The sequence below is a fragment of the Bradyrhizobium yuanmingense genome, from assembly GCF_025200905.1.
Classification (GTDB): Bacteria; Pseudomonadota; Alphaproteobacteria; order Rhizobiales; family Xanthobacteraceae; genus Bradyrhizobium; species Bradyrhizobium yuanmingense.
This window is the reverse complement of record NZ_CP104173.1, coordinates 7,723,991-7,744,703: the sequence shown is the minus strand read 5'-3', so window position 1 is coordinate 7,744,703 and position 20,713 is coordinate 7,723,991. Positions and strand designations below refer to the sequence as shown.

Here is a 20,713-nt window from a genome sequence, read left to right as displayed (position 1 = left end):
TTGACTTGGCGCGCTCGGCCGCTATAAGTCCCACAGCCGGCGCGGGGCGTTTCTCGCGCCGCTTGTTTTTGCTTGGGTTTTCAAAGGGATAATTCCCGCCCACGCAGACTCGCATAAACCATAGCGACTGACAAAAAGCCGGCCCGGACGACGCTCGTCCCGAGGCCGGGATTGAACACGGAGAAAGAACGATGTTCGCAGTCATCAAAACCGGCGGCAAGCAATACCGCGTCGTGCCGGATGATGTTCTCGAAGTAGGCAAGATCGAAGGCGAAGTCGGCTCGATCGTGCAGCTGAATGAAGTGCTCGTGGTCGGCGGCGACACGCCGGTGCTGGGCGTCCCGACGGTCGCAGGCGCGTCCGTCGCGGTCGAGGTGCTCGACCACAAGCGCGGACCGAAGGTCATCGCGTTCAAGAAGCGCCGCCGCAAGAACTCGCGCCGCAAGCGCGGCTATCGCGACGAGATCACGGTTCTGCGCATCAGCGAGATTCTGACGGACGGCGCCAAGCCCACCAAGGGCCCGCGTCCGAAGAAGGAAAAGGTGACGAATGAGCCGGCAGCGGAAGCCGCCGAGTAACGCAAAACCGATCACGCCAATTCACGAATTGATGCGTGCGACGTTTTGAAATGATTCCGTCAAGGAATTGACCTAGAACTACGCAGGATTTCGGAGACGAGCCATGGCTCACAAAAAAGCAGGCGGTTCATCGCGCAACGGTCGCGATTCCAAGGGCAAGCGCCTCGGTATCAAGGCGTTCGGCGGCGAGATCGTCACGCCCGGCAACATCATTGCGCGTCAGCGCGGCACGACCTGGCACCCCGGCCTCAATGTCGGCATGGGTACGGACCACACTCTGTTCGCCAAGATCGAGGGCCGCGTTGCGTTCCAAGCCAAAGCCAACGGCCGCACCTTCGTATCGGTGCTCCCGCTTGCCGAGGCTGCTGAATAGACGGTGGACAAAAACGGAGTCCGCCGGTCCCGACTGAACCGGCGGAGTCCTAGAGATCGCAAGAGATCGAAGGCTCCAAGGGGAGGCGGGAAACCGGCCTCCCCTTTTCTTTGCTCACTTTGTTCTTTGCACTTTGACTTAGTGACTTTCACGGAGCCGGACATGTTGCAGGATTTCTCGAGCGTGACCTTGGCCGAGGCGAGACCCAGCGTCGTCGCCACCGAGCGGCTGACCTTGCGGCGGCCGACGCTGGCCGACGTCAGGACCATCGCCCGGCTCGCCAACGACCGCCGTGTCGCCGAGAACACGCGCCGCCTGCCGCATCCCTACTCGCAGGACGACGCCGCCGAATTCATCCGCGCCACCGCCGAACTCGGCAGCGAGACCGTATTCCTGATCGAGCACGACAGCGGGCCGGTCGGCATGGTCGGCATCGATTGCTCCAAGCCCGGCAATGCCGAGCTCGGCTACTGGCTCGGCGTCGAGCATTGGGGCCGGGGCTTTGCCACCGAGGCGGCGCGCGGCGCGATCGATTTCTTCTTCGAGGAGTTCGAGGACGAGCATCTCTATGCCGGCGCGCGCGTCACCAATCCGGCCTCGCGCAAGGTGCTGGAGAAGTGCGGCTTCCAGTGGAGCGGCGTGCAGCTGCACCGCTTCCTGGCGCTCGGCTCCTCGACCCCCGTCGACTGCTTCCGCCTCTCGCGCGGCGTGTGGGCCTCGCTGAAGAGCTGGAGCAGTGCGAGGCGGGTGCGGTAGGGCGAGGCGCCGCACTTACAATTGTCATCCCGGGGCGCGCGTAGCGCGAGCCCGGGATCCATAATCCCGGAGCGCAGTGTGGGGCAAAGCGCCCACTCCGGGTCGTCGTCCAATTGCTCTCTGGGGCTATGGGTCCCGGGCTCGCGCTGCGCGCGCCCGGGACGACGTCGTGGCTACGCCGGCGGATTGACCTCGTCGCTCTCACGCCCCAAATCGCGCTCCCGAAGATAAATGTAGAACCCGGCGCCGATGATGATTGCGGCGCCGACGAGTGTTGCGATGGACGGGACGTCGCCGAACACGACGAAGCCGAAGATCACCGCCCAGACGATCATCGAATATTGATAGGGCACCACGACGCTGGCCGGCGCCAGCTTGAGCGAACGGTTGACGCAGAACAGCGCGGTGACCGAAACCAGCCCGGCAGCGGCGAAGATCGCGAGGCTGCCCGGCGTCGGCGGCACCCAGTTGAACGCCGACAGCACCGCGCCCAGCGAAAACGTGCCGACGAATTGCGAGGACGCCATCACGATGTCGGGCGTCTTGCGCAGGCTGCGCGTGATCAGCATCAGGGTTGCAAAGGAGAGGCTGCCGCCGAGCGCGATCAACGCCGGCAGGCTGACGGTCTGCGCCGACGGCCGCAGCGCGACCAAGACGCCGCAGAAGCCGATCAGGATCGCGGTCCAGCGCCGCCAGCCGACCTTCTCGCCCAGAAAGATCGCCGACATCGCGGTGACGAAGATCGGGCCGGCGAGATAATAGGTGATGACGTCGGCGAGCGGCAGATAGACGGTTGCGAGAAAGAAGGCCGCGACTTCCAGCGTCGACAGCACGACGCGAACCAGCTGCAGGCCCGGCCGCTCCAGATGCAGAAACTGGTGACGCTGCTTCCAGATCAGCGGCGACAGCAGGAGCAGTGCCGCGCAGGCGCGCAGGAATAGCAGCTGCCCCACCGAATAGGTCCCGACCAGGAACTTGCCCATGGCGTCGCCGAACGAGAACATGAAGATCGACAGCACCATGAGCCCGATGCCGGCCAGGCGCGCGGAGCGATCGTCATAGGCGGAGAGATTCTTGAACAGGGGCATTGCGACGAATTGCAGGTTCGGGGGCTCGTCATTGCGAGGAGCTCTTGCGACGAAGCAATCCAGAATCTTTCCGCGGAGGGATTCTGGATTGCTTCGCTGCGCTCGCAATGACGGGGAGAGAGCGTCAGGAATCGGCTGGTAGTGGTGCTTGCCGTCGTTTTAATGACGTGAGCCGCCGGGACAAGCCCACAACGCCGAATTGAACGGATTGTCGCACTCTTCGCATCGCGGTAGCGATACAGGCCACGCGACGAGAGAGCCAAGAAGAGAGCTAAGCCATGACCGATTTCGATCCGGCCCGGCATCGCATGATCCCGACGCAACGCTGGTTTGAGGATTTCGTCGTCGGCGAACGCTTCGTGCTGCCGAGCCGCACCCAAACCTCGGCATTGTTCGCCGCATTCCAGACCGCGAGCGGCGACACCCACCCCGTGCATTACGACGTGGAATATTGCCGCGCCCGCGGCATGCCGCACCTGCTCGCCCACGGCTTCCAGACCCTGATCCACACCGCGCCCGGCGCCGGCCTGTTTCCGTTCATGGTCGAGGACTCCCTGGTCGGCTTCCTCGAGCAGTCGAGCCGGTTCCTCAAGCCGGTGTTCGCCGACGACACCATCTATCCCGCGCTCGAAGTCACCGAGCTGGTGCCGGGGCGCACCACCGGCGTGGTGACGCTGCGCAGCACCGTGTTCAACCAGCGCAAGGAGCTGGTGCTGGACGGCGTGCAGAAATTCCTGATCCGGCGGCGACCGACCGGTTAAGCAAGGGCAGCAGTCGGCGGAATTTCAGCCGGTTTGCGGACCGATCCGGGTTGCCGCAGGGGGCCGGCTGGCCTACCTATGGCCCATGAAATTCCTTGACGAAGCAAAGGTCTATATCCGCTCCGGTGACGGCGGGAACGGCTGCGTGGCGTTCCGCCGCGAGAAGTTCATCGAATTCGGCGGTCCCTCCGGCGGCAATGGCGGCCGCGGCGGCAATGTCATCATCGAGGTCGCCGACGGCCTCAACACGCTGATCGACTACCGCTACCAGCAGCATTTCAAGGCGCAGAAGGGCGAGAACGGTTCGGGCTCGGACCGCCACGGCGCCAACGGCAAGAACATCGTGCTGAAGGTGCCGGTCGGCACGCAGATCTTCGACGAGGATCGCGAGACCTTGATCCACGACTTCACCAAGGTCGGCGAAAAGTTCGTGCTGGCCGAAGGCGGCAATGGCGGCTTCGGCAATGCGCATTTCAAGTCCTCGACCAACCGCGCGCCGCGCAACGCCAATCCCGGCCAGCCCGGCGAGGAGCGCTGGATCTGGCTGCGGCTGAAGCTGATCGCGGACGCCGGCCTCGTCGGCATGCCCAATGCGGGCAAGTCAACGTTCCTCTCCAAGGTCAGCGCGGCAAAGCCGAAGATCGCCGATTATCCCTTCACCACGCTGCATCCCCAGCTCGGCGTCGTGAATGCCGACGGCCGCGAATTCGTGCTGGCCGACATTCCCGGCCTGATCGAGGGCGCGCATGAAGGCACCGGCCTCGGCGACCGCTTCCTCGGCCATGTCGAGCGCTGCCGCGTGCTGCTGCACCTGATCGACGCCACCTGCGAGCACGCCGGCAAGGCCTACAAGACCGTTCGCAAGGAGCTCGACGCCTATGGCGGCCAGCTCACCGACAAGTTCGAAATCGTCGCGCTGAACAAGATCGATGCGGTCGAGCCGGACGAGCTGAAGAAGCAGAAGGACCGCCTGAAGCGCGCCGCCAAGAAGACGCCGCTGCTGCTGTCGGGCGCCACCGGCCAGGGCGTCAAGGAGGCGTTGCGCGCGCTGGCCGATGTGATCGGCGAAAGCCCGGTCTCCGCCAAAGCCAAGAGCGCGGCCGAAGCGGAGCCGTGGTCGGCTTAAACTCTCTCCCCAACGTCGTCCCCGCGAAGGCGGGGACCCATCCCGCGTGATCTATCTGTTGCGAAGGGTCGAAGTACCGAACGACGAGTCTTCGCCAAACGACTCCCTGTGGTTATGGGTCCCCGCCTTCGCGGGGACGACAGCGGAGTCTATCGCTGCGAGCGCGCGCATCACCGGCTTGTCTTCGCGCCCGCGATAGCGCAGCATCGAACAATCAAGAAACGGCAGGGATGACGCATGGCGCGCGCGAAGAACGTTCTCTGGATCATGTGCGACCAGCTTCGCTATGACTATCTCGGCTGCACCGGCCATCCCACGCTGAAGACACCGAACATCGACGCCATGGCCAAGCGCGGCGTGCTGTTCACGAAGGCCTATGTGCAATCGCCGATCTGCGGCCCGTCGCGGATGTCGTTCTACACCGGCCGCTACATGCGCTCGCACGGCTCGCACTGGAACGGCTGGCCGCTGCGCGTCGGCGAGCCCACGCTCGGCGATCACCTCAACAAGATCGGCGTGCGCAACGTGCTGGTCGGCAAGACCCACATGGCGCCTGACATCGAAGGCATGAAGGCGCTCGGCATCCCGCCGGAATCGATGATCGGCGTGCATGTCGCCGAATGCGGCTTCGAGCCTTATGAGCGCGACGACGGCCTGCATCCGACCGGACGGCCACGCCCGAAATACGACGAATATCTGCGAAAGCACGGTTTTGAAGCCACTAATCCCTGGGAGCACTGGGCCAATTCCGGCGCTGCTGACGACGGCTCGCTGCACAACGGCTGGCTGCTGGTGCACGCCGACAAGGCCGCGCGCGTGCCAGAAGAGCATTCCGAGACGCCCTACATGACGCGGCGCGCGATTGACTTCATCAGCGAGGCGGAAACGGACGGCCGCCCGTGGTGTTTGCATCTGTCCTACATCAAGCCGCACTGGCCCTATATCGCGCCGGAGCCCTATGCCAGCATGTATTCGACGGATGACATGATCCCGGTGATCCGCTCGGAGCGCGAACGGCAGAATCCGCATCCGGTGTTCGGCGCCTACATGGACATGCGCTACTCCCGCAACATGGCGCGCGATGATGCACGCGAGAAGGTGATCCCGACCTATATGGGCCTGATCACCCAGATCGACGACCAGATGGGCGTGCTGATGAAGTTTCTGGAGGCGCGCGGCCTGCTCGACACCACCATGATCGTGTTCACCTCCGATCATGGCGATTATCTCGGCGATCACTGGATGGGCGAGAAGGACCTGTTCCACGAGCAGTCGGCGAAGATCCCGCTGATCATCATCGATCCCTCGAAGGAAGCCGACGCCACGCGCGGCACGCGCAGCGACGCGCTGGTCGAGGGAATCGATCTCGCGCCGACCTTCGTCGATTATTTCGGCGGCAAGGTGCCGGGCCACATCCTCGAAGGGCGGTCATTGCTGCCGCTGCTGCGCGGGCCCACGCCATCAGATTGGCGCAAGGTGGCGTTCTCCGAATATGACTATTCCATGCAGGACGTGCGGCTGAAGCTGAACCAGCCGATCGAGCGCTGCCGCCTGTTCATGGTGTTCGACGGGCGCTGGAAATACATCCACACCTCCGGCTTCCGCCCGATGCTGTACGACCTCGAAACCGATCCGGACGAATATCTGGATCGCGGCGACGATCCGGAATGCGCCGGCATCATCGCGCGGCTCCAGGCCGAGCTGTTCGACTGGGCGCTGCATCCGAACGATCATATCACCACACCACGCGAGAAGATCGCCGCCTATGCGGATAGTCAGCTCCAGGTGAAGGGTGGCATCCTGATCGGCATCTGGGACGAGAAAGAGCTCGCGGCGATCAAGGACGGCATCGCCCAGCGCGCGAAGATGTGAAGCAGCCTCTCCCCGCTTGCGGGGAGAGGCCGGAATTTGCGAGAGCAAATTCCGGATGAGGGGGACTCTCCGCGAGTTCAATTGCCAGCGCTTTCGCGGAGACAGCCCCTCACCCCAACCCTCTCCCCGTAAGAACGGGGAGAGGGAGAAGAGGCAGCCTTCAATTCGTGATCTTGTAGCCCGTCGCCTTCACGATCGGCTGCCACAGCGCGGTGTTCGCGGCGAGCTCCTTGGATAGCGCGTCCGCATTGCTGCCGATCGGAATCAGCCCGATCGCCGTCAACTTCTCCTTCACCTCCGGCTTGGCAAGCGCCGCGCTCGCCGCCGCCCCGAGCTTGCTCGCGAACTCCGGCGGGCTGCCGGCGGGAAGCCACATGCCATACCAGGCGTCGGCGACGAGATCGATGCCGCTCTCCTTGAGCGTCGGAACGTCAGGTGCGAATGGCGAGCGCTCGGCACTCGAGACCGCTATGATCTTCACGCCCTTGGCGCGATGCTGCGGCAGCGCGTCCGCCAGTGTCGTGATCCCGAACGAGATATGACCGCCGACGAGATCGTTGAGGATCGGCGCGCTGCCGCGATAGGGCACGCGGGTCAGGGGAATACCGAGATCCTTCTCGAGCTTGGAGCCGGTGAAATGCGGAATGGTGCCGTTGCTCGGCACTCCGAACGAGGTCTTGTCCGGATGCGATTTCAGCCACGCTACGAACGCTTTGAAATCGACAGCATCGATGCCCGGGCCGATCACCAGCGCAAACTCGAAGCGCGCCAGCAGCGACACCGGCATGAAATCCCTGGCCGTGTCGAAGCTCGGCGTCGCCTCGACCATCGGCAGCAGATACATGGTCGGCCCTGTCGTCACCAGCACCATGCTGCCGTCGGGGCTCGCGCCTTTCACCGCCTTGATGCCGATCAGGCCGTCGCCGCCGGTGCGGTTCTCGACCACGACGGTCCGCTGCAGCAGCGGAGCCATCTCCTGCGCGAGCAGCCGGCACAGCGTGTCGCCGCCGGCTCCGGCCGCAAACGGGAAGATGATCTTCGTCAGCCCGGCCTGCGCCCGCGCACCACCCGCCTGCGCGAACAGCGGCAGGCCGAGGCATCCGGCCATGAATTTGCGGCGATCCATTCGTTTCCTCTTTCGGCCCGTTTATCGTTGATCGCCATTAGAGCCAGACGGACGGCTGACACAAGGCCGACATGCGTCGTTTACCATCCCGGCTGACTTGCGCCGGTCACCGTCCTGCTGCAAAAGCAGGGCTCATCGGCGCCGCCTGTCGCTCCGCCGTCATTCGCATCCAGCGCCAGCACACAAGAGACATGGCCAGCCCCGAACTCAGCCAATTCCGCCGCATCGTCGTCAAGGTCGGCTCAGCGCTGCTGGTGGATTCCGACAGGGGCGAGGTGCGTGCGTCCTGGCTGGCTGCACTGGCCGACGACCTGGCCAAGCTGCACAAGGAAGGGCGCGACGTGCTGGTCGTCTCCTCCGGCTCGATCGCACTCGGCCGCAGCCGGCTGAAATTGCCGCGCGGCCCGCTGAAGCTGGAAGAGAGCCAGGCCGCGGCCGCCGTCGGTCAGATCGCGCTGGCGCGAATCTGGTCGGAGGTGCTTGGCGCCCACGGTATCGGCGCCGGCCAGATCCTGGTGACGCTGCAGGACACCGAGGAGCGCCGCCGCTATCTCAACGCGCGCTCCACCATCGGCAAGCTGCTGGAATGGCGCGCGATCCCCGTGATCAACGAGAACGACACGGTGGCGACCACCGAGATCCGCTACGGCGACAACGATCGCCTCGCCGCGCGCGTCGCGACCATGGCGAGCGCCGACTTGCTGGTGCTGCTGTCCGACATCGACGGGCTCTACGATGCCCCGCCGAAGAACAATCCGAACGCAAAACTCATTCCCGTCGTCGACAGCATCTCCTCGGAGATCGAGGCGGTGGCGGGCGATGCCGAGTCCGAGCTGTCGCGCGGTGGCATGCGCACCAAGGTCGAGGCCGCCAAGATCGCGACGACCGGAGGCACGCATATGCTGATCGCCTCCGGCAAGATCGAGCATCCCTTGCAGGCGATCGCCGATGGCGGCCGCTGCACCTGGTTCCTGACGCCAGCCAATCCCATCACCTCGCGAAAGCGCTGGATCGCGGGCACGCTGGAGCCGAAGGGCACGCTGACCATCGACGCCGGCGCGGTGACCGCGCTACGGGCCGGGGCCAGCCTGCTGCCGGCCGGCGTGAACAAGGTCGAGGGCCAGTTCGCCCGCGGCGATGCCGTGATCGTGCGCGGCCCCGACGGCAGCGAGGTCGGCCGCGGCCTGATCGCCTATGACGCCGATGATGCCGAGCGGATCAAGGGCCGCTCCTCCCCCGACGTGATGACCATCCTCGGCATCAGCGGCCGCGCGGAGATGATCCACCGGGATGATCTGGTGGTGGGCGGGTAAGGGCCCCGCCCCGCTCGCCGCCGGGAGACCAGCCATACCCTCCCCGCCCTTCGCAAAAGCGGGATTTCCGTGCTAGGACACCGCCTTAGCAGAAGGTTTTGACCCCATGGCCGCCCCCCTCAAAGCCGTTGACGGCAATGCCGATCTTCAGGCGCTGATGTCCGATCTCGGAACCCGTGCCCGCGCTGCCGCGCGCGTGCTGGCGCTGGCGCCGCCGGAGCAGAAGAACCGCGCGCTGGAAGCCATGGAGCGGGCAATCCGCGCCAACTCGGCCGCGATCCTCGCCGCCAATGCGGAGGACGTCGCGGAGGCCCGTGCCGCCGGCAATGCCACCTCCTCCTTCATCGATCGCCTGACGCTGACGCCGGCGCGCATCGAGGGCATGGCCGAAGGCATCGGCATTGTGCGCGGCATCGCCGATCCCATCGGCGTCGTCACCGAGCGCTGGCAGCGGCCGAACGGCATGTCCATCGAGCGCGTGCGCGTGCCGCTCGGCGTCGTCGGCGTGATTTTTGAGAGCCGGCCCAATGTCGCGGCCGATGCCGGCGTGCTGTGCCTGAAGTCGGGCAATGCCGTGATCCTGCGCGGCGGCTCCGACAGTTTCCGCTCGTGCCGCGCCATCCATGAGTGCCTGGTGCAGGGCCTGCGCGAAGCCGGCCTGCCGGAAGCTGCGATCACGCTGGTGCCGACGCGCGACCGCGCAGCGGTCGGCATGATGCTGTCGGGCCTCAACGGCGCCATCGACGTGATCGTGCCGCGCGGGGGCAAGAGCCTCGTCGCGCGGGTCGAGCAGGAGGCGCGCGTGCCTGTCTTCGCGCATCTCGAAGGCGTCAACCACGTCTATATCGATGGCAGCGCAGACCTCGCCATGGCGAAGTCGATCGTGCTCAATGCCAAGATGCGACGCACCGGCGTCTGCGGCGCGGCCGAGACGCTGCTGGTCGATCGTGCCGCCGCTGGCAAGAACCTGAAGCCGCTGGTGGAGATGCTGCTCGATGCCGGCTGCGAGGTGCGCGGTGACGAGGCCGTGCAGAAGGCCGATGCGCGCGTCAAGCCGGCGAGCGAGGAGGATTGGGACACCGAATATCTCGACGCGATCATCGCGGCGAAGGTGGTGGACGGCGTCGACGGCGCGATCGCGCACATCCAGGACCACGGCTCGCATCACACCGATGCCATCGTGAGCGCGGATGAGGCTGCGGCGAGCAAGTTCCTGAGCGAGGTCGATTCCGCGATCGTGCTCCACAACGCCTCGACGCAGTTTGCCGATGGCGGCGAGTTCGGGTTCGGCGCCGAGATCGGGATTGCCACCGGCCGCTTCCACGCCCGCGGCCCGGTCGGCGCTGAGCAATTGACGAGCTTCAAATATCGCGTCCGCGGCACCGGACAGACTCGGCCGTAGACGTCGCGGGGCGCGGGCATTGAGCAACAATCTCGTCGTGCCGCGCTTCGTGGCGCAAGCGGTTCCGCCCTCGACGCCGGGCATGCGCATCGGCCTGCTCGGCGGCTCGTTCAACCCGCCGCATCAGGCGCACCGCGCGATCAGCCGCTTCGCGCTGAAGCGATTGCAGCTCGATCGCGTCTGGTGGCTGGTTACGCCGGGCAATCCGCTCAAGGAGAACGGCACGCTGCACGAGCTCGGCGAGCGCATGCAGGCCGCGCGCGAGGTCGCCGATGATCCGCGCATCGAGGTGAGCTGTCTCGAATCCGTCATTCGCACCCGCTATACTATCGACACGATCAACACCTTGCGCCGCCGCTTTCCTGGCTTGCGCTTCGTCTGGATCATGGGCGCCGACAATCTCGCTCAATTCCATCGTTGGCAGGACTGGCGGCGCATCGCCGCCCAGGTGCCGATGGCCGTGATCGATCGCCCCCCGCAGAGTTTTCGCGCGCTCGGCTCGCCCGCGGCCCAGGCGTTATCGCGCTACCGTCTGCCCGAGAACAAGGCTGTCCAGCTTGCAGATCGGCCGGCACCGGCCTGGGTGTTCCTGACCGGATTGAAGCTGAATCTGTCCTCGACCGGCCTACGGAACCCGGACGGGAGCTGGAAAGGTACGAAGTGAGACGAAGTGTGCCGACCTGGTGGGGATTTCGGTCTCTCTGGCATATTGAAACCCTTAACCCCACATGATGTAGTGTAACCAGTGGGCGCCCGGATTCGGCGTTCGCGATACAGTGAAAGGAATGGTCCCTGACCGCATCTGTATTGTCCAAGTCTGTTTTACCCAAGGTTGCCAAGCCTACGCGTAAAACATCGACCAAAGCTGCGGCCTTGAAGGCGCAACCCGACGCCGACAAGACGCTGAGCCTGATCCTCTCCCGCCTCGAGGACATGAAGGCGGAAGAGACGGTCACCATCGACCTTCGCGGCAAATCGGCGTACTCCGACTACATGATCGTCACCACCGGCCGGGTGAACCGGCACGTCGGCGCGATCGCGGAAAACGTCACCAAGAGCCTCAAGGAAAACGGCATCAAAAACATCCATGTCGAGGGCTTGCCCAATTGCGACTGGGTGCTGATCGATTCCGGCGACGTGATCGTGCACGTGTTCAGACCCGAGGTCCGCGAGTTCTACAACCTCGAGCGGTTGTACACGCAGGGCCCAGGGGCGGCGAAGGCGATCTAGGCTCGAAGGCCGATTTCGAATCGGCTGACGCGCATGCTAGCGTCGTGCGCGCGCTTGTTGCGCGCGGTCTCGTCAACGCGACTCAAGAATCATGCGTGTTGCTGTCATTGCGGTGGGCCGGCTGAAGCAGGGCCCCGAACGGGAGCTTGCAGACCGCTATTTCGAGCGGTTCGAGGAGGCTGGCCGCAAGCTTGGATTCCGCGAGCTCGGCATCCACGAAATTCCCGAAAGCCGCGCGCGCGACGCCGCGACACGGATGGCCGAAGAGGCCGCGGCGATCTCGGCGCATATTCCTGACAAGGCGATCCTAGTGGCGCTGGACGAGCGCGGCCAGAATCTCGAGTCCACCGTATTCGCACGGCATCTGGCGCGCTGGCGCGACGAGGGCGCCGGACATACTATTTTCGTGATCGGAGGGGCGGACGGACTTTCGCCCGAATTGCGCCGTAAGGCCAAGCTCGCGATCGCGTTCGGCTCTGCGACTTGGCCGCACCAAATGATCCGCGTCATGCTTCTGGAACAGCTGTATCGGGCCGCCACCATCCTGGCCGGCCATCCCTATCACCGCGCGTGATGCGCGCCACAACGAGCACCTTTGCCGACACGATGCGAGCGCCGCTCCTCAACCTGCTGCTGATCACCGGCCTTGCCGGCGCAAGCCTCTTCGCCGAAGAAAGCCTCGCGCAAGCCCAGACGCAAGGTCAGACAGTTGAGCCGTCGCCGCAGACTGCCGCCGTCTCGCCCGACGCGATCAAGCAGCGCGAGCAGGAGCTGGAGGCCGCGCGCGCGAGGCAACGAAGCGCGGAAGAAGCGCAGGCCAAGCTGAAGGCCGAGATCACTGCGCTCGGCCAGGACCGCACCCAGCTCAATCAGCAGCTGATCGACACCGCCGCCAATGTGCGCGCCGTGGAAACCAAGATCGACGAGGCCGAGGCGCGGCTGCGAACGCTGAACGGCCGCGAGCAGCAGATGCGCGCTTCGCTGGATTCGCGCCGTGCCGACATCGTCGAGGTGCTGGCGGCCTTGCAGCGCGCCGGCCGGCGCACGCCGCCGGCGCTGCTGGTGCGGCCCGAAGATGCGCTGCAATCCTTGCGCACCGCGATGCTGCTTGGCGCCGTCGTGCCGGAATTGCGCGGCCGCGCCGAGAAGATCGCAAGCGAGCTCGGCGAGCTCGTGGCCTTGCGCAAGACCATAGCCACCGAGCGCGATCAGCTCGCCTCCGACCGCGACAAGGTCAGGAGCGACCAGACCCGGCTCACCGCCCTGATCGAGGAACGGCAGCGTCAGCAGTCCGCGCGGGAAAAAGACCTCGACGCCGAAAGCGCGCGCGCGATCGCACTGTCAAGGCAGGTCGGCGATCTCCAGGGGCTGATCGCCAAGATGGAGCAGGATCTGCAAACCGCCGCCAGGGCGGCCGAGAAGGCCGCCGAGGCCGCAAGGCAGGCCGAGGCCAAGGAGGCCAAACTGGCGGCGGCAAACGCGGCCGCCAGCGCCAAACAGGGCCCGGGCGCGTTCAAGGACAAGTCTCGCACCACCCCGGCGATCGCCTTCGCTTCGGCCAAGGGCCTCCTGCCGTTTCCGGTTAACGGTAACAAGATCAGGGACTTTGGCGGTTCCGACGGGGTCGGCGGCGTCCAGAAGGGCATTTCGCTGGCGACCAAGCCCGGCGCCCAGGTCACGACGCCGTGTGATGGCTGGGTTGTGTATGCCGGCCCATTCCGCAGCTATGGACAACTCTTGATCCTAAACGCCGGGGGCGGGTATCATGTCCTGATCGCCGGGATGGAGCGCATTTCGGTCAACATCGGCCAGTTTGTGCTCACGGGGGAGCCGGTCGCGACCATGGGGTCGACCTCTCAGGTCGCTTCCATTCTCGCCACCAATGCGAGTCAACCTGTGCTGTATGTCGAGTTCCGTAAAGACGGCACTCCAATCGATCCAGGCCCATGGTGGGCCGCAAATGAAGGCGAGAAGGTTCGCGGATGATGCGCAAGACTTCAGTAATCCTCCTCAGCGCCGCCACCGGTGCGGCGCTGACGCTGTTCGTGACCCAGCCGCGCGCGGTGTTCATGGGCTCCAGCGCGCGAGCCGCCACCGCGGACACCTATCGCCAGCTCAACCTGTTCGGCGATGTGTTCGAGCGCGTGCGCTCCGACTATGTCGAGAAGCCCGATGACACCAAGCTGATCGAATCCGCCATCAGCGGCATGCTTACCGGCCTCGATCCGCACTCGAGCTACATGGACGCGAAGAGCTTCCGCGACATGCAGGTGCAGACCCGCGGCGAGTTCGGCGGCCTCGGCATCGAGGTCACGATGGAGGACGGCCTGATCAAGGTGGTCTCGCCGATCGACGACACGCCCGCCTCGCGCGCCGGCGTCATGGCCAACGACATCATCACCAATCTCGACGACGAGGCGGTGCAGGGCCTGACCCTGAACCAGGCGGTCGAGAAGATGCGCGGTCCAGTCAACACCAAGATCAAGCTCAAGATCATCCGCAAGGGCCAGGACAATCCGCTCGACGTCACGTTGGTGCGCGACAACATCCGCGTCCGCTCGGTGCGCGCGCGCGTCGAGCAGGATGACATCGGCTATATCCGCATCACCACCTTCAACGAGCAGACCACCGAAGGCCTGAAGCGCGAGATCGGCAACCTCACGAACCAGATCGGCGGCGACAAGCTCAAGGGCTTCATCATCGACCTCCGCAACAATCCGGGCGGCCTGCTCGAGGAAGCGGTCACCGTCTCCGACTCGTTCCTCGAGAAGGGCGAGATCGTCTCGACCCGCGGCCGCAATGCCGAGGAGACCCAGCGCCGCGCCGCGCATACGGGCGACCTGACCAAGGGCAGGCCGGTCATCGTGCTGGTCAATGGCGGCTCGGCCTCGGCGTCGGAAATCGTCGCCGGCGCGCTGCAGGACCACAAGCGCGCGACCATCGTCGGCACGCGCTCGTTCGGCAAGGGCTCGGTGCAGACCATCATTCCGCTCGGCAGCGGCAACGGCGCGCTGCGGCTGACCACCGCGCGCTATTACACGCCGTCGGGCAAGTCGATCCAGGCCAAGGGCATCGTGCCCGATATCGAAGTGCTCCAGGACGTGCCGGACGAGCTGAAGTCGCGCACCGACACCAAGGGCGAGGCTTCGCTGCGCGGCCACCTCAAGAACGACGGCGACGAGAAGACCGGCTCGCAGTCCTACGTCCCGCCGGACGCAAAGGACGACAAGGCGCTCAAGCTCGCCGGCGACCTGCTCCACGGCATCAAGAACAGCGCCTCCGCGGCGCCGACGCCCGGCAACGACAACAAGGCCGCGACCGACAAGGCCAAAGCGGCGAACTAGGTCGGCGTATCACGCGATCCAGCGAAAGGGCGGCTTCCCGAAGCCGCCCTTTTTGCTTGGGAACTGCTGCTGCCTCCGGCCTATCCCGGCCTGCCGCCGCTTGACCTCGGCGTGGTATCGTCGGCTGGAGTGATTCGGGATCGCGCATGACTGAAACGGCCGATGATCTGAGCGCCCCGCTCGGACAGGATAAGCCGCGCCGCAAACGGCGGCTGCGGCTGCCGTTCACGTCTATGCAGCTGCTGGCTGTTCTGCTCGGCCTGTTCCTGGTTACCTTTGCCGGCTTCGCCATCTTCAACAAGGACCCGCTCGGCGGTGAGCCGATGAGCCGGATCGCGATCAACCAGCTCAGGCCGGCCGAGAAGGCCACGGACGACAAGTCTGCCATCGGCCAAGGCCAGGAAACCAAGCACGAGACCAAGGAAACGCCGAAGCAGGCCGCGCCCGGCGAGCAGAAGACCATCACCATGATCGATGGCTCCACCGGCGCCCGCCGCGACGTGGTGATCGGCGGGGGCGATGCCGCCGACAAGGGCGAGGCTGCATCCGCCCCGCCGCCCGTCATGACCGGGATCAATCCGAAGCTGCTGGAGAAATCGCGCTACGGCATGATCCCGGTGGTCGCCGACGGGCTGAGGCCGTTCAACGTCTATGCGGCGGACGCCGACCGCGCCAAGGCCGCCAAGATGCCGGTGGTCGCGATCGTGATCGGCGGCCTCGGCGTCGGCGCCGCCAAGACCCTGGACGCCATCATGAAGCTGCCGCCGGCGGTGACGCTGGCCTTCACGCCCTACGGCTCCGACCCCGGCAAGCTCGCCGAGCGGGCGCGGGCGCAGCGCCACGAGATCTTCCTCCAGATCCCGATGGAGCCCTACGACTTCCCCGACAACGATCCGGGGCCGCAGACGCTGCTGACCTCGCTCAGCCCCGACCAGAACATGGACCGCCTGTACTGGCACCTCAGCCGGATGCAGGGCTATGCCGGCCTCACCAATTTCATGGGCGCCCGCTTCATCGCCACGGAGCCGGCGATGCAGCCGATCATCCGCGAGGCGGCCAAGCGCGGGCTCGGCTTCTTCGACGACGGCTCCTCGCCCCGCAGCATCGCGCCCCAGGCCGCGGCGAACCAGGCCGTGCCGTTCGGCAAGGGCGATATCGCCATCGACGCGGTGCCGACAGCGACCGAGATCGACCGCGCCCTCAACAAGCTGGAATCGGCGGCGCGCGAGCGCGGCATCGCCGTCGGCACGGCCTCCGCCCTGCCCGTCTCGATCGAGCGCATCAGCGCCTGGACCAAGACATTGGGCGACCGAGGTATCCTTTTGGTGCCATTGACAACCGCGATGCTGAAATCAAAATCCAGCTAAATCAACGAATTGGTTCGGCGCGGGTCTCGCGGGGCCGGCATGCCTTCCCAAGAAGCAGGCAAGAGGTCTGGCGGAATGGCGCGTTACGAGGATCTGCCCTACCGGACCTGCGTCGGCGTGATGCTGATCAATCCAAAAGGACTGGTGTTCATCGGCCGCCGCGCCGGCGGCATCGAGCATGTCGACGACACCCATGTCTGGCAGATGCCGCAGGGCGGGGTCGATCCCGGCGAGGACACCTGGGAAGCGGCCAAGCGCGAGCTCTACGAGGAGACCAGCGTGCGCTCGGTCGAGCGGCTCGGCGAGGTCCCGGACTGGCTCACCTATGACATTCCGCGCACCGTTGCCGGGCGCGCCTGGAAGGGCCGCTACCGCGGCCAGCGCCAGAAATGGTACGCGGTGCGCTTCACCGGCAAGGACAGCGAGATCAACGTCGAGCATCCCGGCGGCGGCGGCCACAAGGCGGAATTCGTGAGCTGGCGCTGGGAGTCGATGAAGAATCTCCCTGAGTTGATCATCCCGTTCAAGCGCCCAGTCTATGAGCGCGTGGTGCAGGAATTTTCTGCGCTGGCGGAGGGATAGCGACGCTCCCGCCTAAAGCTCCGCTCGTCACCCCCGCGAAGGCGGGGGTCCATAGCCCCAGGCAGAAGTTGTGCGAAGGATAGCAGCCACGGCCTTTCAACCCATTGTGGCCTGTGGTTATGGATTCTCAGGTGCGCAATTGCGCACCAGAGCTCGCGCTTCGCGCGCCCGGAATGACGAGAGAAGGTTACGCGTGACGACCCACAAACCCTACCGCCCGAACGTCGGCATCGCGCTGTTCAACGCCGACGGTCGCGTGCTGATCGGCCATCGCTTCAAGGGTGACGGACCCGAGATCATCCTGCCGGGGCTCGACTGGCAGATGCCGCAGGGCGGCGTCGACGAGGGCGAGAACCTGCGTGATGCGGCGATGCGCGAGCTGTGGGAGGAGACCAACGTCGTCAGTGCCGACTATCTCGGCGAGACCGACTGGTTCACCTATGAATTCCCGCCTTACGACGGACCGCAGACGCACCGGCTGGCGAAATTTCGCGGCCAGCGCCAGAAATGGTTCGCGCTGCGCTTCACCGGCACGGACGACGAGATCGATCCGCTGACGCCGCGCAACGGCCAGCCCGCCGAGTTCGACGCCTGGCGCTGGGAGCGCCTCGGCCGTGTCGCCGACCTCGTGGTGCCGTTCCGCCGCGAGGTCTACCGCGCGGTGGCACAGGAGTTTGCGCACCTCGCCGACTGAACTCTCGAAAACAACCCCATGCACAGTAGCGAAGTGACTGACGCGCCGCGATAAAATAGGCGACAGCGCCAGCGATAGCGCAATAAAGTTTCAGCGCCCGCCACGACCGTGACGAGCGCTGAAACTGTTCAGGAATTTGGAGATCGAGCCCCGGAGCGGTGCCCCGGGGCTTAGTGCATAGCCGTGGCGTTGAGCTGATGCTGGATGCTCTTGAAGTGGTCGAGCCGCTCGATGGCCTGATCGAGCTCGGTGCCTTCGTGCTCCTTCAAGTTCTCTTCCATCTCCGCGATCGTCTCGGCGAACTGGACACGGTCGAGCTCGTCCAGCGAGGTCGCGACGTCGGCGAGCACGGTGAGGCCCTTTTCGGAGACTTCGGCAAGGCCGCCGAGCACGATGATCTTCTCGTGGCGGCCGCCGGTGGTGACGGTGAGGATGCCGGGCCGGATCGCAGCCACGACCGGCGCATGCCCCGCCAGCACGCCGAAATCACCCTCGGCGCCGGGGATGTCGACCTGATCGACCTCACCCGAGAAGGCGAGCTTTTCCGGAGAGACGAGATCGAAATGGAAGGTGGCCATGGGAAACCTTGCGAATGGTGAGTAGCGAATGGCGAGTGGCGAAGAGAGCAGCGCGTCTATTCGCTACTCCCTATTCGCCATTCGCACCTTAGGCCGCTTCCGCCGCCAGCTTCTTGCCCTTCTCGACGGCTTCTTCGATGGTGCCGACCATGTAGAAGGCAGCTTCCGGCAGGTGGTCGTACTTGCCTTCCACCAGGCCCTTGAAGCCCTTGATGGTGTCGGCGAGGTCCACGAACTTGCCCGGCGAACCCGTGAAGATTTCGGCGACGTGGAACGGCTGCGACAGGAAGCGCTCGATCTTGCGGGCGCGGGCCACCGTTAGCTTGTCCTCTTCCGAAAGCTCGTCCATGCCGAGAATGGCGATGATGTCCTGGAGCGACTTGTAGCGCTGCAGCACCTGCTGGACCTGACGGGCGACGGTGTAGTGCTCCTCGCCGACGACCAGCGGCGAGAGCATGCGCGAGGTCGAGTCGAGCGGGTCCACCGCCGGATAGATGCCCTTTTCCGAGATCGCGCGCGACAGCACCGTGGTGGCGTCCAAGTGCGCGAACGAGGTCGCGGGCGCCGGGTCGGTCAAGTCGTCGGCCGGCACGTAGATGGCCTGCACCGAGGTGATCGAGCCCTTTTGCGTGGTGGTGATGCGCTCCTGCAGCGCGCCCATATCGGTCGCGAGCGTCGGCTGATAACCCACCGCCGAAGGAATACGGCCGAGCAGCGCCGACACTTCCGAACCCGCTTGCGTGAAGCGGAAGATGTTGTCGACGAAGAACAGCACGTCCTGGCCCTGGTCGCGGAAGTGCTCGGCAACGGTCAGACCGGTCAGGCCGACGCGGGCGCGGGCGCCCGGCGGCTCGTTCATCTGACCGAACACGAGAGCGCATTTCGACTTCACGCTCGGATCCGGATTGTGCGGATCGGCGTTGACCTTGGACTCGATGAACTCGTGGTAGAGGTCGTTGCCCTCGCGGGTACGCTCGCCGACGCCGGCGAACACGGAGTAACCGCCGTGCGCCTTGGCGACGTTGTTGATCAGCTCCTGAATCAGCACGGTCTTGCCGACGCCGGCGCCGCCGAACAGGCCGATCTTGCCGCCCTTCGCATACGGAGCGAGCAGATCGACGACCTTGATGCCGGTGACGAGAATTTCGGCTTCGGTCGACTGGTCGGTGTAGGTCGGCGCTTCCTGGTGGATGGCGCGCGTGCCTTCCGACTTGATCGGGCCGGCCTCGTCGATCGGCTCGCCGATGACGTTCATGATGCGGCCCAGCGTACCGTCACCCACGGGAACCGAAATCGGCTGACCGGTGTCGGTCACTTCCTGGCCGCGCACCAGACCTTCGGTGGCGTCCATCGCGATGGTGCGGACGGTCGACTCGCCGAGATGCTGCGCGACTTCCAGCACCAGGCGGTTGTTGCCGTTCTTGGTCTCGAGCGAGTTGAGAATGGCCGGCAGGTGGCCTTCGAACTGCACGTCGACGACAGCGCCCATGACCTGGGTAACGCGACCGATCTGTGTGGCTACTGTAGCCATTTACTGTCTCCTTCGATCCGAATTTCGTGTCCGGTCAGACTGCTTCTGCGCCGGAGATGATTTCGATGAGTTCCTTGGTGATCTGAGCCTGACGCGTGCGGTTGTAGACCAGCGTCTGCTTGCGGATCATTTCGCCGGCGTTGCGCGTGGCGTTGTCCATCGCGCTCATCTGCGCGCCGTAGAACGAGGCGTTGTTCTCGAGCAGGGCGCGGAAGATCTGCACGGCGAGATTGCGCGGCAACAGCCGCGTGAGGATCTCGTCCTCTTCCGGCTCGTATTCGTACGACGTCGTGTTGGCGGCACCGCCCTCCTCGATGACCAGCGGGATGACCTGCTGGGCGGTCGGGATCTGCGCGATCACCGACTTGAATTGCGAGTAGAACAGCGTGCAGACGTCGAATTCGCCGTTGTCGAAGCGCGCCAGAACCTTCTTGGCGATCTCCTCGGCGTTGACGAAGCCGAGCTGGCGGACGCTGCGCAGGTCCATGTGCTCGACGATCTGCTTGTCGAACTGGCGGCGGAGCTGCTCGTAACCCTTGCGGCCGACGCAGAAGAATTTCACCTCCTTGCCCTGCGCAGCGAGCGCCAGAGCGCGCTCGCGGGCGAGACGCACGATCGAGGAGTTGAAGGCGCCGGACAGGCCGCGCTCGCCGGTGCAGACCAGCAGCAGATGAACCTGGTCCCGGCCGGTGCCGGCCAGCAGCACCGGTGCGCCGGGCGAGCCGACCGCGGCGCTGGCGATGTTGGAGATCACCGCGCTCATCTTGTCGGCATAGGGACGCGCCGCTTCCGCGGCGGTCTGCGCGCGGCGCAGCTTGGAGGCCGCGACCATCTGCATGGCCTTGGTGATCTTTTGCGTCGCCTTGGTGGAGGCGATGCGGACGCGCATGTCTTTAAGTGACGCCATTCTTCGTCCCCAGCGATCAGCCTGCGGCTCGACCGCGACCCTATCCTTTCGTCATACCCGGGCGTGTCCCGGGCATCCACGTTCT

General features: G+C 65.3%; 21 protein-coding genes. 16 read left to right on the top strand and 5 right to left on the bottom strand.

The genetic code is table 11. From position 1 onward, the window contains the following. Positions 1-191: 191 nt before the first annotated feature. The 3 genes from rplU (at position 192) to N2605_RS35915 (ending at position 1,707) form a co-directional block, all read left to right on the top strand. Complete coding sequence (rplU, locus tag N2605_RS35925) at positions 192-578, top strand: 50S ribosomal protein L21 (RefSeq protein ID WP_260345387.1); 387 nt, start codon at positions 192-194, stop codon at positions 576-578. 103 nt (positions 579-681) lie between these two features. Continuing rightward, the gene (gene rpmA, locus N2605_RS35920; RefSeq protein WP_025032812.1) at positions 682-951 is read left to right on the top strand and encodes a 50S ribosomal protein L27; all 270 of its coding nucleotides are present in this window, start codon (positions 682-684) and stop codon (positions 949-951) included. Positions 952-1,113: 162 nt separating this feature from the next. After that, complete coding sequence (locus tag N2605_RS35915) at positions 1,114-1,707, top strand: GNAT family N-acetyltransferase (protein WP_036024657.1); 594 nt, start codon at positions 1,114-1,116, stop codon at positions 1,705-1,707. A 173-nt stretch (positions 1,708-1,880) separates the two neighbouring features. Here the strand turns inward: N2605_RS35915 and N2605_RS35910 are convergent, their stop codons facing one another. Next, on the bottom strand, positions 1,881-2,795 hold the full coding sequence (locus N2605_RS35910) for a DMT family transporter (RefSeq protein ID WP_225154055.1): 915 nt from the start codon (positions 2,793-2,795) through the stop codon (positions 1,881-1,883). A gap of 278 nt (positions 2,796-3,073) precedes the next feature. On the opposite strand from N2605_RS35910, the gene N2605_RS35905 reads away from it, so the two are divergent. From N2605_RS35905 to N2605_RS35895, 3 genes are all read left to right on the top strand, one after another. Continuing rightward, a complete protein-coding gene (locus N2605_RS35905; RefSeq protein ID WP_260345384.1) occupies positions 3,074-3,556 on the top strand; it encodes a MaoC family dehydratase in 483 nt (160 codons plus the stop codon). Positions 3,557-3,641: 85 nt separating this feature from the next. Continuing rightward, positions 3,642-4,682 (top strand): GTPase ObgE, encoded by a 1,041-nt coding sequence (obgE, locus tag N2605_RS35900; protein ID WP_260345383.1) that lies wholly within the window; start codon positions 3,642-3,644, stop codon positions 4,680-4,682. 237 nt (positions 4,683-4,919) lie between these two features. Then, positions 4,920-6,554, top strand: coding sequence for an alkaline phosphatase family protein (locus tag N2605_RS35895; protein ID WP_260345382.1), 1,635 nt, complete (start codon positions 4,920-4,922; stop codon positions 6,552-6,554). A gap of 160 nt (positions 6,555-6,714) precedes the next feature. On the opposite strand, the gene N2605_RS35890 is transcribed toward N2605_RS35895, so the two are convergent. Then, positions 6,715-7,680 carry a Bug family tripartite tricarboxylate transporter substrate binding protein gene (locus N2605_RS35890; protein ID WP_260345381.1) on the bottom strand — a complete coding sequence of 322 codons (966 nt, stop codon included), beginning with the start codon at positions 7,678-7,680 and terminating at the stop codon, positions 6,715-6,717. 191 nt (positions 7,681-7,871) lie between these two features. Here N2605_RS35890 and proB point away from each other — a divergent pair, with 191 nt between their 5' ends. The 10 genes from proB (at position 7,872) to N2605_RS35840 (ending at position 17,612) form a co-directional block, all read left to right on the top strand. Continuing rightward, the gene (proB, locus tag N2605_RS35885) at positions 7,872-8,993 is read left to right on the top strand and encodes a glutamate 5-kinase (protein WP_260345380.1); all 1,122 of its coding nucleotides are present in this window, start codon (positions 7,872-7,874) and stop codon (positions 8,991-8,993) included. Positions 8,994-9,099: 106 nt separating this feature from the next. Then, positions 9,100-10,395 (top strand): glutamate-5-semialdehyde dehydrogenase, encoded by a 1,296-nt coding sequence (locus tag N2605_RS35880; protein ID WP_225148668.1) that lies wholly within the window; start codon positions 9,100-9,102, stop codon positions 10,393-10,395. A gap of 19 nt (positions 10,396-10,414) precedes the next feature. Continuing rightward, complete coding sequence (locus N2605_RS35875; RefSeq protein ID WP_036024650.1) at positions 10,415-11,059, top strand: nicotinate-nucleotide adenylyltransferase; 645 nt, start codon at positions 10,415-10,417, stop codon at positions 11,057-11,059. 209 nt (positions 11,060-11,268) lie between these two features. Then, positions 11,269-11,625, top strand: a complete 357-nt coding sequence (gene rsfS / locus N2605_RS35870; protein WP_024338888.1) for a ribosome silencing factor — start codon at positions 11,269-11,271, stop codon at positions 11,623-11,625. A gap of 91 nt (positions 11,626-11,716) precedes the next feature. Next, complete coding sequence (gene rlmH, locus N2605_RS35865) at positions 11,717-12,199, top strand: 23S rRNA (pseudouridine(1915)-N(3))-methyltransferase RlmH (RefSeq protein WP_057026550.1); 483 nt, start codon at positions 11,717-11,719, stop codon at positions 12,197-12,199. A gap of 32 nt (positions 12,200-12,231) precedes the next feature. Beyond that, positions 12,232-13,611, top strand: coding sequence for a murein hydrolase activator EnvC family protein (locus N2605_RS35860; protein WP_260347538.1), 1,380 nt, complete (start codon positions 12,232-12,234; stop codon positions 13,609-13,611). After that, positions 13,608-14,969 (top strand): S41 family peptidase, encoded by a 1,362-nt coding sequence (locus N2605_RS35855; protein ID WP_036008736.1) that lies wholly within the window; start codon positions 13,608-13,610, stop codon positions 14,967-14,969. The genes N2605_RS35860 and N2605_RS35855 overlap by 4 nt, the downstream gene beginning before the upstream one ends. Before the next feature lie 146 nt (positions 14,970-15,115). Continuing rightward, positions 15,116-16,336 carry a divergent polysaccharide deacetylase family protein gene (locus N2605_RS35850; RefSeq protein ID WP_128265204.1) on the top strand — a complete coding sequence of 407 codons (1,221 nt, stop codon included), beginning with the start codon at positions 15,116-15,118 and terminating at the stop codon, positions 16,334-16,336. A gap of 75 nt (positions 16,337-16,411) precedes the next feature. Further along, positions 16,412-16,918, top strand: a complete 507-nt coding sequence (locus N2605_RS35845) for an RNA pyrophosphohydrolase (RefSeq protein WP_036024645.1) — start codon at positions 16,412-16,414, stop codon at positions 16,916-16,918. Positions 16,919-17,111: 193 nt separating this feature from the next. Next, on the top strand, positions 17,112-17,612 hold the full coding sequence (locus tag N2605_RS35840) for an RNA pyrophosphohydrolase (protein ID WP_036024643.1): 501 nt from the start codon (positions 17,112-17,114) through the stop codon (positions 17,610-17,612). A gap of 170 nt (positions 17,613-17,782) precedes the next feature. On the opposite strand, the gene N2605_RS35835 is transcribed toward N2605_RS35840, so the two are convergent. The 3 genes from N2605_RS35835 to N2605_RS35825 all read right to left on the bottom strand — a co-directional run bounded on the left by N2605_RS35835 (position 17,783) and on the right by N2605_RS35825 (position 20,628). Then, positions 17,783-18,190, bottom strand: a complete 408-nt coding sequence (locus tag N2605_RS35835; RefSeq protein ID WP_036008748.1) for a F0F1 ATP synthase subunit epsilon — start codon at positions 18,188-18,190, stop codon at positions 17,783-17,785. A gap of 88 nt (positions 18,191-18,278) precedes the next feature. Further along, complete coding sequence (atpD, locus tag N2605_RS35830) at positions 18,279-19,721, bottom strand: F0F1 ATP synthase subunit beta (RefSeq protein WP_225130761.1); 1,443 nt, start codon at positions 19,719-19,721, stop codon at positions 18,279-18,281. A gap of 34 nt (positions 19,722-19,755) precedes the next feature. After that, positions 19,756-20,628, bottom strand: a complete 873-nt coding sequence (locus tag N2605_RS35825) for a F0F1 ATP synthase subunit gamma (protein WP_225114554.1) — start codon at positions 20,626-20,628, stop codon at positions 19,756-19,758. Positions 20,629-20,713 lie beyond the last annotated feature (85 nt).

Bases quoted from the DNA above. Each gene is read 5' to 3' on its own strand.
- rplU (WP_260345387.1), top strand. From the start codon at position 192: ATGTTCGCAGTCATCAAAACCGGCGGCAAGCAATACCGCGTCGTGCCG.
- rpmA (WP_025032812.1), top strand. From the start codon at position 682: ATGGCTCACAAAAAAGCAGGCGGTTCATCGCGCAACGGTCGCGATTCC.
- N2605_RS35915 (WP_036024657.1), top strand. From the start codon at position 1,114: ATGTTGCAGGATTTCTCGAGCGTGACCTTGGCCGAGGCGAGACCCAGC.
- N2605_RS35910 (WP_225154055.1), bottom strand. From the start codon at position 2,795: ATGCCCCTGTTCAAGAATCTCTCCGCCTATGACGATCGCTCCGCGCGC.
- N2605_RS35905 (WP_260345384.1), top strand. From the start codon at position 3,074: ATGACCGATTTCGATCCGGCCCGGCATCGCATGATCCCGACGCAACGC.
- obgE (WP_260345383.1), top strand. From the start codon at position 3,642: ATGAAATTCCTTGACGAAGCAAAGGTCTATATCCGCTCCGGTGACGGC.
- N2605_RS35895 (WP_260345382.1), top strand. From the start codon at position 4,920: ATGGCGCGCGCGAAGAACGTTCTCTGGATCATGTGCGACCAGCTTCGC.
- N2605_RS35890 (WP_260345381.1), bottom strand. From the start codon at position 7,680: ATGGATCGCCGCAAATTCATGGCCGGATGCCTCGGCCTGCCGCTGTTC.
- proB (WP_260345380.1), top strand. From the start codon at position 7,872: ATGGCCAGCCCCGAACTCAGCCAATTCCGCCGCATCGTCGTCAAGGTC.
- N2605_RS35880 (WP_225148668.1), top strand. From the start codon at position 9,100: ATGGCCGCCCCCCTCAAAGCCGTTGACGGCAATGCCGATCTTCAGGCG.
- rlmH (WP_057026550.1), top strand. From the start codon at position 11,717: ATGCGTGTTGCTGTCATTGCGGTGGGCCGGCTGAAGCAGGGCCCCGAA.
- N2605_RS35860 (WP_260347538.1), top strand. From the start codon at position 12,232: ATGCGAGCGCCGCTCCTCAACCTGCTGCTGATCACCGGCCTTGCCGGC.
- N2605_RS35855 (WP_036008736.1), top strand. From the start codon at position 13,608: ATGATGCGCAAGACTTCAGTAATCCTCCTCAGCGCCGCCACCGGTGCG.
- N2605_RS35850 (WP_128265204.1), top strand. From the start codon at position 15,116: ATGACTGAAACGGCCGATGATCTGAGCGCCCCGCTCGGACAGGATAAG.
- N2605_RS35845 (WP_036024645.1), top strand. From the start codon at position 16,412: ATGGCGCGTTACGAGGATCTGCCCTACCGGACCTGCGTCGGCGTGATG.
- N2605_RS35835 (WP_036008748.1), bottom strand. From the start codon at position 18,190: ATGGCCACCTTCCATTTCGATCTCGTCTCTCCGGAAAAGCTCGCCTTC.
- atpD (WP_225130761.1), bottom strand. From the start codon at position 19,721: ATGGCTACAGTAGCCACACAGATCGGTCGCGTTACCCAGGTCATGGGC.
- N2605_RS35825 (WP_225114554.1), bottom strand. From the start codon at position 20,628: ATGGCGTCACTTAAAGACATGCGCGTCCGCATCGCCTCCACCAAGGCG.